11 protein-coding genes are annotated in these 13791 nt (G+C 69.5%); 10 read left to right on the top strand and 1 reads right to left on the bottom strand.

What is annotated here, in order from left to right:
- Nucleotides 1–33 precede the first annotated feature (33 nt).
- The 10 genes from AS594_RS08865 (at nt 34) to kynU (ending at nt 12332) form a co-directional block, all read left to right on the top strand.
- Nucleotides 34–1017 (top strand): ATP-binding cassette domain-containing protein, encoded by a 984-nt coding sequence (locus AS594_RS08865; RefSeq protein ID WP_069926451.1) that lies wholly within the window; start codon nt 34–36, stop codon nt 1015–1017.
- Nucleotides 1014–1832: an ABC transporter permease gene (locus AS594_RS08860; RefSeq protein WP_069933190.1), complete on the top strand. Its 819-nt coding sequence runs from the start codon at nt 1014–1016 to the stop codon at nt 1830–1832. The genes AS594_RS08865 and AS594_RS08860 overlap by 4 nt, the downstream gene beginning before the upstream one ends.
- 74 nt (nt 1833–1906) lie before the next feature.
- A complete protein-coding gene (locus AS594_RS08855; RefSeq protein WP_167368007.1) occupies nt 1907–2620 on the top strand; it encodes a class I SAM-dependent methyltransferase in 714 nt (237 codons plus the stop codon).
- Between the two features lie 40 nt (nt 2621–2660).
- Entirely contained in the window at nt 2661–4043 is a 1383-nt protein-coding gene (locus AS594_RS08850; RefSeq protein WP_079144717.1) for a hypothetical protein, read from the top strand.
- Between the two features lie 65 nt (nt 4044–4108).
- Nucleotides 4109–5494: an FAD-binding oxidoreductase gene (locus tag AS594_RS08845; protein ID WP_069926448.1), complete on the top strand. Its 1386-nt coding sequence runs from the start codon at nt 4109–4111 to the stop codon at nt 5492–5494.
- Nucleotides 5495–5622: 128 nt separating this feature from the next.
- The gene (locus AS594_RS08840) at nt 5623–7392 is read left to right on the top strand and encodes a non-ribosomal peptide synthetase (protein ID WP_079148247.1); all 1770 of its coding nucleotides are present in this window, start codon (nt 5623–5625) and stop codon (nt 7390–7392) included.
- Nucleotides 7393–7591: 199 nt separating this feature from the next.
- Nucleotides 7592–8515 (top strand): tryptophan 2,3-dioxygenase, encoded by a 924-nt coding sequence (locus tag AS594_RS08835; RefSeq protein ID WP_240508971.1) that lies wholly within the window; start codon nt 7592–7594, stop codon nt 8513–8515.
- Nucleotides 8516–8546: 31 nt separating this feature from the next.
- A complete protein-coding gene (locus tag AS594_RS08830) occupies nt 8547–9476 on the top strand; it encodes an alpha/beta hydrolase (RefSeq protein WP_069926447.1) in 930 nt (309 codons plus the stop codon).
- Nucleotides 9473–11065 carry a tryptophan halogenase family protein gene (locus AS594_RS08825; protein WP_069926446.1) on the top strand — a complete coding sequence of 531 codons (1593 nt, stop codon included), beginning with the start codon at nt 9473–9475 and terminating at the stop codon, nt 11063–11065. The genes AS594_RS08830 and AS594_RS08825 overlap by 4 nt, the downstream gene beginning before the upstream one ends.
- Nucleotides 11066–11138: 73 nt before the next feature.
- Nucleotides 11139–12332, top strand: a complete 1194-nt coding sequence (gene kynU, locus AS594_RS08820) for a kynureninase (RefSeq protein WP_069930374.1) — start codon at nt 11139–11141, stop codon at nt 12330–12332.
- A gap of 164 nt (nt 12333–12496) precedes the next feature.
- On the opposite strand, the gene AS594_RS08815 is transcribed toward kynU, so the two are convergent.
- Nucleotides 12497–13762, bottom strand: coding sequence for an IS701 family transposase (locus AS594_RS08815; RefSeq protein WP_069933191.1), 1266 nt, complete (start codon nt 13760–13762; stop codon nt 12497–12499).
- Nucleotides 13763–13791 lie beyond the last annotated feature (29 nt).

Raw genomic sequence — 13791 nt, 5'->3', positions numbered from 1 at the left:
GGTCGCGTCGGATCCGGAAAGGAACCACGGCAGATGCCAGCAGCGATCAGAACGGCCGGACTGTGCAAGCGTTTCGGCTCGCTCACCGCCCTCGACCACCTCGACCTCACGGTGTCCGAGGGCACGGTGCACGGCCTGCTCGGCCCCAACGGCGCCGGCAAGACCACCACCGTCCGGGTCCTGGCCACCCTCATCAGGCCGGACGAGGGAGCGGCCGAGGTGTTCGGCGTGGACGTGCGTGACGACCCCGGTCGGATCCGGTCGGTCATCGGCCTCACCGGCCAGTACGCCGCCGTCGACGAACTCCTCACCGGGCGCGAGAACCTGCACATGATCGGCAGGCTGTTCCGGCTGTCGAAGTCCGACTGCCGGGCCCGCGCGGGCGAACTGCTGGAACGCTTCGGCCTGGACGACGCGGCCGACCGGCAGCCCAGGACCTACTCCGGCGGAATGCGGCGCCGGCTCGACGTCGCCGCCAGCCTCATGGCGCGGCCCAGGCTCATCTTCCTCGACGAGCCGACCACCGGCCTCGATCCGCGCAGCCGCATGGAGGTGTGGCGACTCGTGCGCGAACTGGTCGCGGAGGGCACGACCGTACTGCTCACCACGCAGTACCTGGAGGAGGCGGACCAACTCGCCGACTCCCTGTCGGTCATCGACCGGGGCAGGGTCATCGCCGGCGGCACCCCGGACGAGCTGAAGGCCCAGGTGGGTCAGGACCGGGTCGGCATCACGCTGTTGGACGGCGAAGGCATGGAACAGACGGTGCGGCTCCTGCGGGAGCGGCTGGGCGCCGACCCGGTCGCCGACCCGCAGAAGATGGTGGTCCACGCTCCGCTGCCCGACGGCGGCACCCTGCCCGACCTGCTCCACCTGCTCAGGGAGTCGGGGATCGCGATCGGTGACGTGGCGCTCCGCCGGCCCACTCTCGACGACGTTTTTCTCGCCGTGACCGGCCGGTCCGCCGATCACGGTGCCGACCGGCGCAACAGCGGGAAGGAAACCGGGCGAACATGACCTCCACCACCCTGACACGGGAGAGCGGCACGTCGTACACGCAGTCGCGGAACACCCTCGGGTGGTGGCTCTCCGACGTGTGGCAGATGACGCTGCGCAACGTACGGCACGTGCTGCGCAGCCCCGATCTGGTGATGTTCTCGCTGGTCCAGCCGGTGATGTTCATCCTGCTGTTCACGTACGTCTTCGGCGGCGCCATGGACGTCGGCGGCGAACGCTACGCCCAGTTCCTGCTGCCGGGCGTCCTCGTCCAGATGGCGCTCTACGGCTCCGCCGCCGGCACGACCATCGGGGTCGCCGCCGAGATGCGCGAGGGCCTCATGGACCGCTTCCGCTCGATGCCGATGAGCCGTACCGCCGTGCTCATCGGACGCACGCTGTCGGAGATCTTCCGCAACGTCGGCGTGGCCTGTGTGACCGTGGGAGTCGGCGTGCTGGTCGGCTTCCGGTTCCACAACGGCCTCCTGCCCGCGCTGGCCGGCCTGCTGCTGTTGCTGCTGTTCGGCTACGCGGTGTCGTGGTTCGCCGCCTACCTCGGGCTGTCGGTGCGCAACGCGGAAGCCGCCCAGGCGGTCGGCGGCGTGTGGATCTTCCCGTTCACCCTGATCTCCTCGGCGTTCGTACCGACCGACACGATGCCGGGCTGGCTCCAGGCGTACGCTGCCCACAGCCCCATGACGGTGGCCGTGAACGCCCTGCGCGCACTGTTCACCGGGGGCCCGGCGACGAGCTACGTCCTCCAGACCGTGGCCTGGTCGATCGGCCTGATCGCGGTGTTCGCCCCGCTCGCGGTCCGCAAGTACGGCTCACGCTGACGGCGGGGTGCCTCCCTGACAGAAGTCCGCAAGAGACCGGGGACGCACCGGGGGGCGACGCAATCATGGCAGCCATGACTGAACCTGTCGCCGCCCCCGACGGACCCGCCCCGATGACCGAAGTGTTCGACGCCGTCTACCGCGGGGAGAGCCCCTTCGGCAAACGCCCGCCGTGGGACATCGGGGCGCCCCAGCCCGCCTACGTCGCCCTGGAGGAAGCGGGACTCATCGGTGGCGCGGTCCTCGACGCGGGCTGCGGCACCGGTGAGGACGCCCTCCACCTGGCGGGCAAGGGGTACGCGGTGACAGGGCTGGACCTGTCCCCGACGGCGATCTCCCTCGCCCGCGACAAGGCCGGGGCACGCGGACTCGACGCCGTCTTCGAAGTCGCCGACGCCCTCGACCTCAAGGGCTGGGAAGGGTGCTTCGACACTGTGATCGACTCCGGCCTCGCCCACACCTTCGAGGGCGACACTCTGCGTTCCTACGCGGCGGCCCTGCACCGGGCCTGCCGCCCGGGGGCGGTGGCGCACATCCTCTCGATCAGCGACCGGGGGTCCGCGGAGATGCAGGCGCGGCTCGCCGAGGCCATCGAGGAAATACCGGCGCCGCTTCCGGACAACGACGAGCCGCCCTGCCTCAAGCGCTCCGCCGACCACTTGCGCCACGGCTTCGCCGAGGGCTGGACGGTGGAGTCGATCGACGAGACCCACATACGCGGCATCATCCCGACCACGTCCGAACTCCTCGACGTACACGCCTGGCTCGGACGTTTCCGCCGTAGCTGACCGCGACCACCGAAGACGGCCCTTGCGAAGGTGATGAACGATGAAGGTGCGAGTAGGCAAGTGGCTGCGGACCGTCGCGTCCTCACCGGCCGGCCGGGCGGCCCGACGGGTGGTCCCGTCGGCCGGCGCCTCCCCGGCCCCGCCTCCCCGGACCGGGGCCGCCCGCGCCGCCTACCGGTTCGGTTTCGCCTACGCCGGCCTGTACTGCCTGACCTCCCCTCAGGTCTATCTGGCTCTGCGCGGGGGCGGCATGGGACGTCTCCAGGAAGCGGCCGACTCCTGGGCGAAGCTCTGGGAGGTACGCCCGGTGCGGAACTGGATGTCCGTCCGGGTCCTCGGCAAGGAGCTGGGTGACCGCTTCGACGGCGGCGACGACCCGCACACCTGGGCGGGGCAGCTCTGCTGGCTCGCGGGCGCCGCCGCGGCCACCCCGGTCTGGTCCGTGCTGGACCGGAACCGGACGGACCGCGCGGCGCTGGACAAGTGGGTCCGCCTGGCCGCCCGTTTCTGCCTCGCGGGGCAGATGTTCTCCTACGGCGCGGCCAAGGCCGTCCCGCTCCAGTTCCAGCTGCCGCCGTCCAAGCTCGTCGAGCCGCTCGGCGACCTCAGCCCGATGGGCCTGCTGTGGGCGCAGACGGGGTCCTCGAAGCCGTACCAGATGCTGCTCGGCTGCGCGGAGATCGCGGGCGGGCTGCTGCTCATCGTTCCGCGCACGGCGTCGCTGGGCGCGCTGGTGTCGGCCGCGGAGATGGCCCAGGTGCTCCTCCTCAACATGACCTTCGACGTCCCCGTCAAGGTCCACTCCTTCCACCTCCTCCTGCTCAGCCTGCTTCTGCTGGCCCCGCACACGCCTCGCCTGGCCGGAGCCCTGCTCACGGACCGCCCGGTCCCCGCGGCCGTCCCCACGGACCTCTTCCGCTCCCGCCGGGCGAACCGGATCGCCACCGCCCTACAGGCCGGGGCGGGGCTCTGGCTGCTCGGCGCACAGCTGCGCAACGACTGGTCGTTCTGGAAGAACCACGGGGGCGGACGGGAAAAGCCCGAGTTGTACGGCGTCTGGGACGTCACCGACTTCTCCATCGACGGCGAGCGGCACCCGCCCATGACGACCGACGGCCAGCGCTGGCGCCGAGTCGTCGTGGACTCCGTCGACGCCGTGGCCATCCAGCACATGGACGACTCGCTCGACCCCTGCATGGCGGCGATCGACATGAACGCCCGTTCGGTCGCGCTGACCAAGATGGCCGACCCCAAGTGGCAGGTGACGTTCACCTTCGAGCGCCCGGCCGACGACCGCCTGATCCTGGAGGGCGACGCCGACGGCTACCACCTCCGCCTGCATCTGCGCCGCCGCGACCTCGGCACCTTCCCGCTGGTCGGCCGTGGCTTCCACTGGGTGCAGGACAACTCGTACCTGAGGTAGCGGACCAGTCGACCGAGCGGCACACACGGGACGGCGGCCCGCCGTCCACGGGAGGAGAACAACGGATGAGCGCGGACGTGGAGACGCTGGCCGCGGAGGTGCGAGGACCCGTCCTGCTGCCCGGCAGCGGAGGGTACGACGAGGAACGGACCGGATTCCAGACCGGCTTCCGGCACCGGCCCGCCGTCGTCGTCGGCGCCACCCGCCCCGAGGACGTGCGCGCCGCGGTCCGCTTCGCCGCCGAGCGGAGGCTGCCCGTCGCCGTGCAGTCCACCGGACACGGCATCGTCACGGCCCTGGACGGTGAGGGCGTACTCATCACCACCCGCCGGATGAAGGCCGTCCTGGTGGACGCGGAGGGCGGAACCGCCAGCGCCCAGGCCGGCGTGCTGTGGGGAGAGGTCATCGAGCGGGCCGCCCCGCACGGTCTGGCCCCCGTCAACGGCTCAGCTCCGCACATCGGCGTCGTCGGCTACCTCCTCGGCGGCGGCGTCGGCCTGCTCGGCCGCCGGACCGGTTACGCCAGCGACTACGTCCGCGCCATCGACATCGTCACCGCCGACGGCGCGCTGCGCCACGTCACGGCCGGCTCCGACCCCGACCTGTTCTGGGCGCTGCGCGGTGGCGGCGGCAACTTCGGCGCCGTCACCGCCATCGAGACCGCCCTCGTGCCGGTGACCAGGCTCTACGGCGGCGGCCTCCACTTCGCCGCGGACCATCCCGTCGACCTGCTGCACGCCTACCGCGCGTGGACCCTCACGCTGCCCGAGGAACTCACCTCCTCGATCGGCCTCATGACCTTCCCATCGTTGCCGTCCGTCCCCGAGCCGCTGCGCGGACGCTACGTCGCACACGTCCGGATCGCCTTCACGGGCTCCGCCGAGGAGGGCGAACGGCTCGTGGCGCCCCTGCGCGCGCTCGGCCCGCGTCTGATCGACACCGTCCGGGAGATGCCGTACACGGAGGTCGGCACCATCTACCAGGACCCGCACGTCCCGCACGCCTACTTCGGCGGGAACGTCCTGCTGAGCGAGCTCGATCCCACGGCCCTGCGGACCGTCGTGGACGTGGCCGGACCCGATGCGGCCGTCCCCTGCATCGTCGACATCCGTCACCTCGGCGGGGCCTTCGCCCGCCGGCCCACCGACCCGGGCGCGGTCGGGGGCCGTGACGCCGCGTACATGCTGCGAGTGATGACCGGCGGTACGGCCGCGCCGTCCACCGCAGCCCGGCCGGTCCACCAGCGCGTCTACGACGCCCTGAAGCAGTGGACCGTCGGCCGCAGCCTCAACTCCGTCTACAACGACGGCGCCCCGGTCCGCCAGGAGCAGGTGCGGGAACTCTTCGCGGCCGAGGACTTCGAGCGGCTGCGACGCGTAAAGACGCTGCACGATCCGCACAACCTGTTCCGGTTCAACCACAACATCCGACCGACAGCGGCGACTGACTGAGCTTTCGCGCTCTCCTGGTCTCCGGCCGGCCCGGTGGCGGCCGTCACCAAGAAGGGGCCCGCCGGCTGCCTCCCCGCCCGCGCCGGCCAGCGTCTCGCGGAGTACGTCGTACGAGAAAGGGATTCTGGATGTCCGGCACAGCGGCATCTGTCGTCGAGGTCTTCGAGCAGCAGGCGGCGAAGCGTCCGGAGGCGATCGCGGTCCGCGGCGCCGGCGGCGAGCTCACCTATGCCGAGCTGGACCGCCGGGCGAATCAGCTGGCTCACGAACTGCGCGCCCGAGGGGTGGACGTCGAGGTCCCGGTGGCGCTGCTGATGCGCCGCTCGACCGATCTGATCGTCACCCTGGTGGCCGTTCTCAAGGCGGGCGGTGTCTACCTGGCGCTGGACCACCGCCTGCCGGCGGAGCGCCGGGCGACAGTTCTACTCGACGCCCGTCCGGCGCTGGTCATCACCGACGAGAGGGAGCCGTCCGCCACGGACGGGGGTCCGCCGTGGTGTCCGCTGCCGGAACTGTCGGCGTGCGCTTCGCTCCGGCCGACGACGCGCCCGGTGACCCGTACTTCACCGGAGAGCACGGCCTACATCGCGTACACCTCCGGATCGGCCGGGAAGCCGAAGGGCGTCATGGTGCCGCACCGGGCTATCGAACGGCTGGTCGTCGGAGCCGGCTATCTGCCGATCGGGCCCGACGACGTCTTCCTGCAACTGGCCCCCGTCGCCTTCGACGCCTCGACCCTGGAGATCTGGGGGCCCCTGCTCAACGGCGGCAAGATGGTGGTCGCGCCGGAAGGCCAACTCCCCCTGGGAGCACTTGCCGACCTGGTGCGCGGCGAGGGCGTGACGATCCTGTGGCTGACCGCCGGGTTGTTCCACCACCTGGTCGCGTCAGGGCTCGTGGCGCGGCTTCGCGGCCTCAGGTTCCTGCTCGCCGGCGGCGACGTGCTGTCGGTGGAGTCGGTCAACGCCGCCATGGCGGAACTCACCGGCACGACGCTGATCAACGGCTACGGCCCCACCGAGAACACCACGTTCACCTGCTGCGCACCCCTGACCGAACCGGTCACGGCGCCGCGAGTGCCGATCGGACCGGCGATCGACGGCACCTCGGTCTACGTGCTCGACGACGCCGTCGGGACAGCGCCGGACGGGCAGGCGGGCCGCATCCACGCGGCCGGCGCCGGTCTGGCGCACGGCTATCTCAACGATCCGGCGCTGACCGCTCAGCGGTTCGTGGCGAACCCGTTCTCCGGGGTACCGGGGGATCGCATGTACCGCACCGGGGATCTCGGATCTCGCGGCGAGGACGGTGCGCTCGACTTCCACGGACGGGAGGACGGGCAGGTCAAGATCCGCGGTTTCCGGATCGAACCGGGCGACGTGGAACACGCGCTGCGCGCGCACCCGGACGTGGCGGACGCCGCGATCGTCGCCACGTCGTCGGGAGACGAGCGCTCCCTCGTCGGGTTCTACGTCGCCGACGAACCGCTGGTCTCCGAGCACCTGCGCAAGCACATGGAAACCCTTGTCCCCCCGTACATGATCCCGGCTGTCCTGGTGTGGCTCGATGCCCTGCCCCTGACCGCCAACGGCAAGGTCGACCGGGACGCGCTGACCGCGTACGCGCCGCCGGGCCGGGGGGACCTGAGCTCGGACTACCGTGGCCCCGGCAGTCCCCTGGAACAGTGGCTCGCCGAGATGTGGGGCGATCTCACCCAGACGTCCCCCGTCGGCGTCGACGACGACTTCTTCGAGCTCGGCGGTCATTCGCTGATGGCCGTCCGGATCATCGTGGAGATCAGCGACCGCACGGGCGTCGAGATCGACCCGCAGGATTTCTACGCTTGTCCGACGATCTCCGAGCTTGCCGCGCTGATAGCCGCCGGCGCCCCCGAATAGGCGGTAAGAGGCGTGGGAAAGACCGGTAGTTCGCCCATGCATCAGCCCATGAATGAGAACCGAAAGATTGCTGATCAGTATCCGCGTCAGCGTGCGATGCTCCGGCCATGGCCCTCGGATGCCGTCCGCGTTCAGTTCCTGCTGCGGCCTTGTCCCTCTCGCCTGCCCTTCGAGCTCCGGCACTGCCGGGTGCCACCTGATGGGAGTTGATGTCGCAATGGAGCTGGAGCGTACGGCCCCGCTCTCCTACACCCCGCTGACCGAGGAAGAACGACGGCGGCGGGCGGAGAGCACCGGCGGCGAGCCGATGCTCGATTTCGATGTCACGAACGGCTCCGAGAGCACGGCCTACATCGGGTACCACCACGTGGACGTCCTGCTCGGTCTCCAGCACCCGCGCACCGACGAACCCGCCGAGCTGTCGTTCTACATCACCGGCCAGATCCAGGAACTGCTCTTCAAACTGCTGTTCACCGAGGTCAACCGGATACGAGACCTGTTGTTCGCGGACGACCTCGACGAGGCTCTTCGGTATCTACGACGCGCCGGGCACGTCCAGCGGGTGCTCACGACGACGTGGGAGCCGGTGAGCACCATCACGCCGGCGGAGTTCGCGGCCTTCCGCGACGAGCTGGGTTCGGCGTCGGGCATGCAGTCCTACATGTACCGGCAACTCGAGTTCGCGCTCGGCAACAAGGCTCCCCGGATGGCAGAACCGTACCGGCCGGTGGGCTGGGTGTACGAGCAGGTCATGGCCGCGCTGCGGGCACCGAGCCTGTACGACGCGGCGCTCGGTGTGCTCCGGCGCCGCGGCCTGGGCGTCCCGGCCCACTGCGTCGAGCGGGACTTCGCCGAGCCGTACCAGCCGCACGCCGCGGTTGAACAGGCATGGGCGCGGGTCTACCGGTCGCACCGCGAGCATCCGGACGTTCACGCCCTGGCCGAAGCACTGTGTGACCTCAACCATCAGCACGCGCAATGGCGCTACACCCATCTGCTGACCGTGGAACGCATACTCGGCCACAAGCCAGGCACCGGCGGAACCTCCGGCGTCAGCTGGCTGCGCAAGGTGGCCGAACACCGTTTCTTCCCGGAGCTGTTGGGCGCCCGCACCGCCATCTGATGCCTATCTCCCGGTGATATGGGGACGATCATTGAGTTTCCTCGTTTACGGCCGGTACAACCAGACCGAGCTTGACCGTCAGTATTCTCCGAGCTCCTGTGTGGACGACCTGTCCGCCTTCCTCACCTCGTACACGACGCGGAGCGCGCGAACGAGGACCGAGCTGCCGGTGAAGGCCGACATCCCGTACGGCTCACTTCCCTGCGAAAGCCTCGACTTCTTTCCGGCGCGCGGCCCACAGGCGCCGCTACTGGTGTTCGTGCACGGCGGCTACTGGCGGGAACTCGGCAAGGAGGACTCCTCCTTTCCCGCGCGCCGGCTCGTGCCGGCGGGCGCCGCGTTCGCGGCCATCGGCTACGGGCTGGCTCCGCGGTACCGGCTCGACGAGATCGTCGATCAGGTACGACGGGCCGTCTGGTGGCTCGTGGAGCACGCCCGGGACCTCGGGGTCGACAGCGAGCGGATCGTGCTCGCCGGAAGCAGCGCCGGCGCTCATCTGGCGCTGATGGCGCTGCTCGACGGCTGGATGCCCGAAGGCACCCGTCCGGCGGACGTGATCGCTGGAGCGGTCCTGCTCAGCGGCGTGTACGACCTCGAGCCGGTCCGCCTCACCTACGTCAACGAACCGCTGGGGCTCGACGCCGAGGCGGCGGCCCGGCTCAGCCCGATCCGCCGCCTCCCGGACCGGCTGCCGCCGCTGGTCGTGGCGCGCGGCGGCGCCGAGACCGCCGAGTTCGCGCGTCAGCACCGCGAGCTCGTCGAGGCCGCCACGCCCCGTTCGGCCGCCGTCCACGATCTGGTGATCACGCACCGGAACCACTTCGACATCACCTTCGATCTCGACGATCCCGCCAGTGACCTGGGCGCCGCGGTGCTCCGTCAGCTGGGGCTGCCCCGGCGGGCATCCAGCAGAACGGCAGGCGACTCCGTTCGATCCCACCGAGACATTGGACGCACATGAGCGACAACCTGATCAAGAAGATACTCGTGCTCGGAGGCGGCACTGCAGGCTGGATGACTGCTTCCTACCTCGGCAAAGCGCTCGGCTCGACCGTCCGGATCACCGTGCTGGAAGCGCCGGCCATCCCGAAGATCGGCGTCGGCGAGGCCACGATCCCCAATCTCCAGCGGGTGTTCTTCGACTACCTAGGCCTGACCGAAGAGGAGTGGATGCCGGAGTGCAACGCCAGTTACAAGATGGGCATCAGATTCATCAACTGGCGCACTCCGGGCACCGGTACGGCCCGCCCACGGCCCTACGGGCAGTACGGGGATCAGTTCGACCACCTCTTCGGCCTGCTTCCCAACCACGACAACCTGCCGCTGTCGCACTACTGGACGTACCAGAAGCTCAACGGACTGACCGATGAGCCGTTCGACCGCGCCTGCTACCCGCAGCCGGCGCTCTTCGACCGGAAGCTGTCCCCCCGCTTCCCGGACGGCCGCCGCGTGGCGAGTTACGCCTGGCATTTCGACGCCGACCTCGTCGCGGACTTCCTGCGCAGGTTCGCCACCGCCAGGCAGGGGGCGACACACATCGAGGACAAGTTCATCGCGGCTGAGACCGACCAGCGCGGCCACCTCGTCGCCGTCACCACCGAATCAGGACGAAGGCTGGAGGCGGATCTGTTCATCGACTGCTCCGGTTTCCGCAGCCTCCTGATCAACCAGGTGATGAAGGAGCCGTTCCTGGACATGAGCGACCACCTGCTCAACGACCGGGCCGTGGCGACCAGGCTGGAACATGACGACGAAGAGCACGGCGTCGAGCCGTACACCTCCGCGATAGCGATGAGCTCCGGCTGGGCCTGGAAGATACCGATGCTCGGCCGTTTCGGCACCGGGTATGTGTACTCCAGCCGGTTCACCTCGCAGGAGGAGGCCACCCGGGAGTTCTGCCAGATGTGGGGCATCTCCCCGGACACGCATCCGATGAACCACGTCCGGTTCCGCGTCGGCCGGAACCGGCGGGCATGGGTGAAGAACTGTGTGGGAATCGGTCTTTCGTCGTGCTTCCTGGAACCGCTGGAGTCCACCGGGATCTACTTCACCTACGCCGCTCTCTACCAGCTGGTGAAGCACTTCCCGGACAAGCGCTTCGACCCGATGCTGACGAAAAGCTTCAACAGCGAGATCGAGGCGATGTTCGACGACACGAGAGACTTCATCCAGGGCCATTTCAGCTTCGCGCCGCGCGACGACACGCCGTTCTGGCGGGCGTGCAAGGAGCTAGAGCTGGCGCCGGAGTTCGTCCGCAAGGTCGAGATGTACAAGGCCGGCCTCGGGGTGGACCTACCGGTGACCGACGAGAGCACCTACTACGGGAACTTCGAGGCCGAGTTCCGGAACTTCTGGAGCAACGCCAACTACTACTGCGTGTTCGCGGGGCTCGGCATGATGCCGGAACACGACCCCACGCCGCTCGACTACCGGCCGGAGTCCGTCAAATCCGCCGAAGCGGTGTTCGCGCAGGTCCAAAGGCGACGGGACGAGCTGCTCGACACCCTGCCCCCGATGCACACGTACCTGCGTCGGCTACACGGGAAGTGACCGCTTCCCGGCGACGCCGGGACAGTGCCCGGACACCGGGAGACCCGTCACGGAGACTTGGATGGAGACAGCCATGCCCACCCCCAGCCGGGAAACCGCCGAACGGCTCGACCGGACCGATCCCCTGGCCGCGGTGCGTACGAGGTATTCATTGCCGGAGGGCGTGGTGTACCTGGACGGCAATTCCCTCGGCGCCCTGTCCGTGGGCGTGCCGGCGGCGGTCCAGACGGCCGTCGTCGAGAACTGGGGCCGGCACCTCATCAACGTCTGGACCGACGACGGCTGGTGGGACGCGCCGCTGCGGGTCGGCGACCGCGTCGGGCGCCTGCTCGGTGCGCGGGCCGGCCAGACCCTCGTGGGTGATTCGACCTCGGTACATCTGTTCAACGTGCTGACGGCCGCCGCCCGGTTGCGTCCGGATCGCCGACTGCTCCTGGTCGAAGAAGGCGGTTTCCCCACCAACCACTACCTGGCCACTTCGGTCGCCCGCATTCTCGGACTGGAGGTCCGCCGGGTACCCATGCCCGACATGGCATCCACCCTCCGCCGGCTGGGTGAGCGGGTCGCGGTCGCCACAGCGGGGGCCGTCGACTTCCGCACCGGCGAACTCTGGGACGTCCGTGCGGTCACGGACGCGGCGCACGACGTCGGCGCGCTCGTCGTCTGGGACCTCTGTCACGCCGTCGGCGCCCTCCCACTGACCCTCGACGCGGACGGCGTGGACTTCGCGGTGGGGTGCTCCTACAAATTCCTGTCGGGCGGCCCCGGCGCCCCGGGGTTCGTCTACGCCGCCCGCCGCCATCACGGTGACATCGATCAGCCACTGTGCGGCTGGCACGGACACGCCGAACCGTTCGCGATGGTCCCCGACTACGAGCCCACGACCGGAATCGGACGGCTGCGGGTCGGCTCTCCGAACATCTTGTCCATGCTGGCACTGGACGCGGCACTCGACGTCTTCGACGACGTGGAGATGGCAGCGGTCCGCGAGAAGAACGTGGCGCTCGGGGACTTCTTCATCGAGGCGGTCGACGCCCACCTGGCCGGGCGCGGCTTCGAACTGGTCACGCCGCGCCGTGGCGATCAGCGCGGAAGCCAGGTGACGCTGTGCCATCCGGAGGCGGAGCGGATCATGCGGGCCTTGAACAAGCACGGGATCATCGGCGACGTGCGTCCTCCGGAGCTGCTGCGGTTCGGGTTCAACAGCCTCTACATCTCCTACACCGACATCTTCGCAGTCGTAGAGGCACTGCGTTCGTGCACGTGATGCACGTGATGCACGTGAAGCGCCGTCCGAGGACCTTGTTCACGCGCCACTAGTAGGGCTTGGTCAGGTTGGGGTGGGTGTGGGTATGCCGCGGTGACAGGTTGGGCAGGCGCCGGCCCAGGTGGCGAGGAGGGTCTGTAGCTCGCGGACGATCCGGTAGAGGCTCAGGCCGGCGCCGTGTCTTTTGGGGCTCTGGCCAGTCGTTGCAGGGTGCAGAAGGCGTGTGCCACGGAGACGAGGGTGACGTGGTGGTGCCACCCGTTCCAGGTGCGGCCCTCGAAGTGGGCCAGGCCCAGGGCCTGTTTCATCTCGCGGTAGTCGTGTTCGATGCGCCAGCGGAGCTTGGCCAGGCGGACCAGGGTGGTCAGCGGGGTGTCGGCGGGCAGGTCGGACAGCCAGAACTGGACGGGTTCGGCCTGGTCGGCGGGCCACTCGGCGATGAGCCAGCACTCGGGCAGTTCCGGACTGTCGGCCGCTTGGCGGACCTCGCGTCCGGCGGGCCGGATCCGTAACGTCATGAACCGCGAGTACATCCGTTTGAAGCCGCTGCGGCCGGTGCCGGGCCGGGAGCCCTCACGCCACTGGACCGGCTTCGCCGCCTTCCGGCCTGCCGCGATGACCAGCTGTTTCACCGACTGCGGCTTGTCGGGGTACTTCGCCACCGGCCGGCGTCCGGTTCCGGAGTACGGCTCGGTCACGGGCACGGCTTCGCCGGGCTGAGCCGACAAGGTCGTGGAGATCCCCACGACGTAGTTCAGGCCGCGGGCTTGGAGGCCGTGCCGGAAGGCCGCCGCGTCGCCGTATCCGGCGTCCGCGACGGCCACCGGCACCTCGATGCCCCACGAGCGGGTCTCATCGAGCATGTCGAGTGCGAGCTGCCACTTCTCCACATGCCCCATGTCCTCGGGAATGCCGCAGGCGGTGCGGCGGGTGACCTTGGCAGGATCGGCCTTCGCGGACCCGGGCGCCCAGGTCTCGGGCAGGAACAGCCTCCAGTTGACCGCCGCCGACGCGTGGTCGGACGCCAGGTGCAGGGATACACCGACCTGGCAGTTGGTGACCTTGCCGGCGGTGCCGGTGTACTGCCGCGACACACACGCCGAGGCATTGCCGTCTTTGAGGAACCCGGTGTCGTCGAAGACCAGCACGGTGGGCCGGACCGCCTTTTCCATCCTCCACGCCAGCCGGGCCCGCACATGCGCGGGGTCCCACGGGCTGGTGGTGATGAAGTGGGCCAGGGCCTGCCGGTTCCCGTCCTCCCCGAGCCGGGCGGCCATCGGCTCGACCGACTTGCGCTGCCCGTCCGTGAGCAGGCCCCGGAGATAGACCTGCCCCCACCGACGCTGGTCGTTCCTCGCGAACGGCTCGAAAACCTCCGCCGCGAAATCCTCCAACTCACCACGCACAGCAGCAATCTCGTCCGGAGTCACACCCTCTCAACGCAACGCCGGTCCCGAAG

The organism is Streptomyces agglomeratus (assembly GCF_001746415.1).
Classification (GTDB): Bacteria; Actinomycetota; Actinomycetes; order Streptomycetales; family Streptomycetaceae; genus Streptomyces; species Streptomyces agglomeratus.
This window is presented reverse-complemented; position numbering and strand designations above follow the sequence as displayed.

Excerpts from the sequence above, each read along its gene's own strand:
- AS594_RS08865 (WP_069926451.1), top strand. The coding sequence starts at position 34 with ATGCCAGCAGCGATCAGAACGGCCGGACTGTGCAAGCGTTTCGGCTCG.
- AS594_RS08860 (WP_069933190.1), top strand. The coding sequence starts at position 1,014 with ATGACCTCCACCACCCTGACACGGGAGAGCGGCACGTCGTACACGCAG.
- AS594_RS08855 (WP_167368007.1), top strand. The coding sequence starts at position 1,907 with ATGACTGAACCTGTCGCCGCCCCCGACGGACCCGCCCCGATGACCGAA.
- AS594_RS08850 (WP_079144717.1), top strand. The coding sequence starts at position 2,661 with ATGAAGGTGCGAGTAGGCAAGTGGCTGCGGACCGTCGCGTCCTCACCG.
- AS594_RS08845 (WP_069926448.1), top strand. The coding sequence starts at position 4,109 with ATGAGCGCGGACGTGGAGACGCTGGCCGCGGAGGTGCGAGGACCCGTC.
- AS594_RS08840 (WP_079148247.1), top strand. The coding sequence starts at position 5,623 with ATGTCCGGCACAGCGGCATCTGTCGTCGAGGTCTTCGAGCAGCAGGCG.
- AS594_RS08835 (WP_240508971.1), top strand. The coding sequence starts at position 7,592 with ATGGGAGTTGATGTCGCAATGGAGCTGGAGCGTACGGCCCCGCTCTCC.
- AS594_RS08825 (WP_069926446.1), top strand. The coding sequence starts at position 9,473 with ATGAGCGACAACCTGATCAAGAAGATACTCGTGCTCGGAGGCGGCACT.
- kynU (WP_069930374.1), top strand. The coding sequence starts at position 11,139 with ATGCCCACCCCCAGCCGGGAAACCGCCGAACGGCTCGACCGGACCGAT.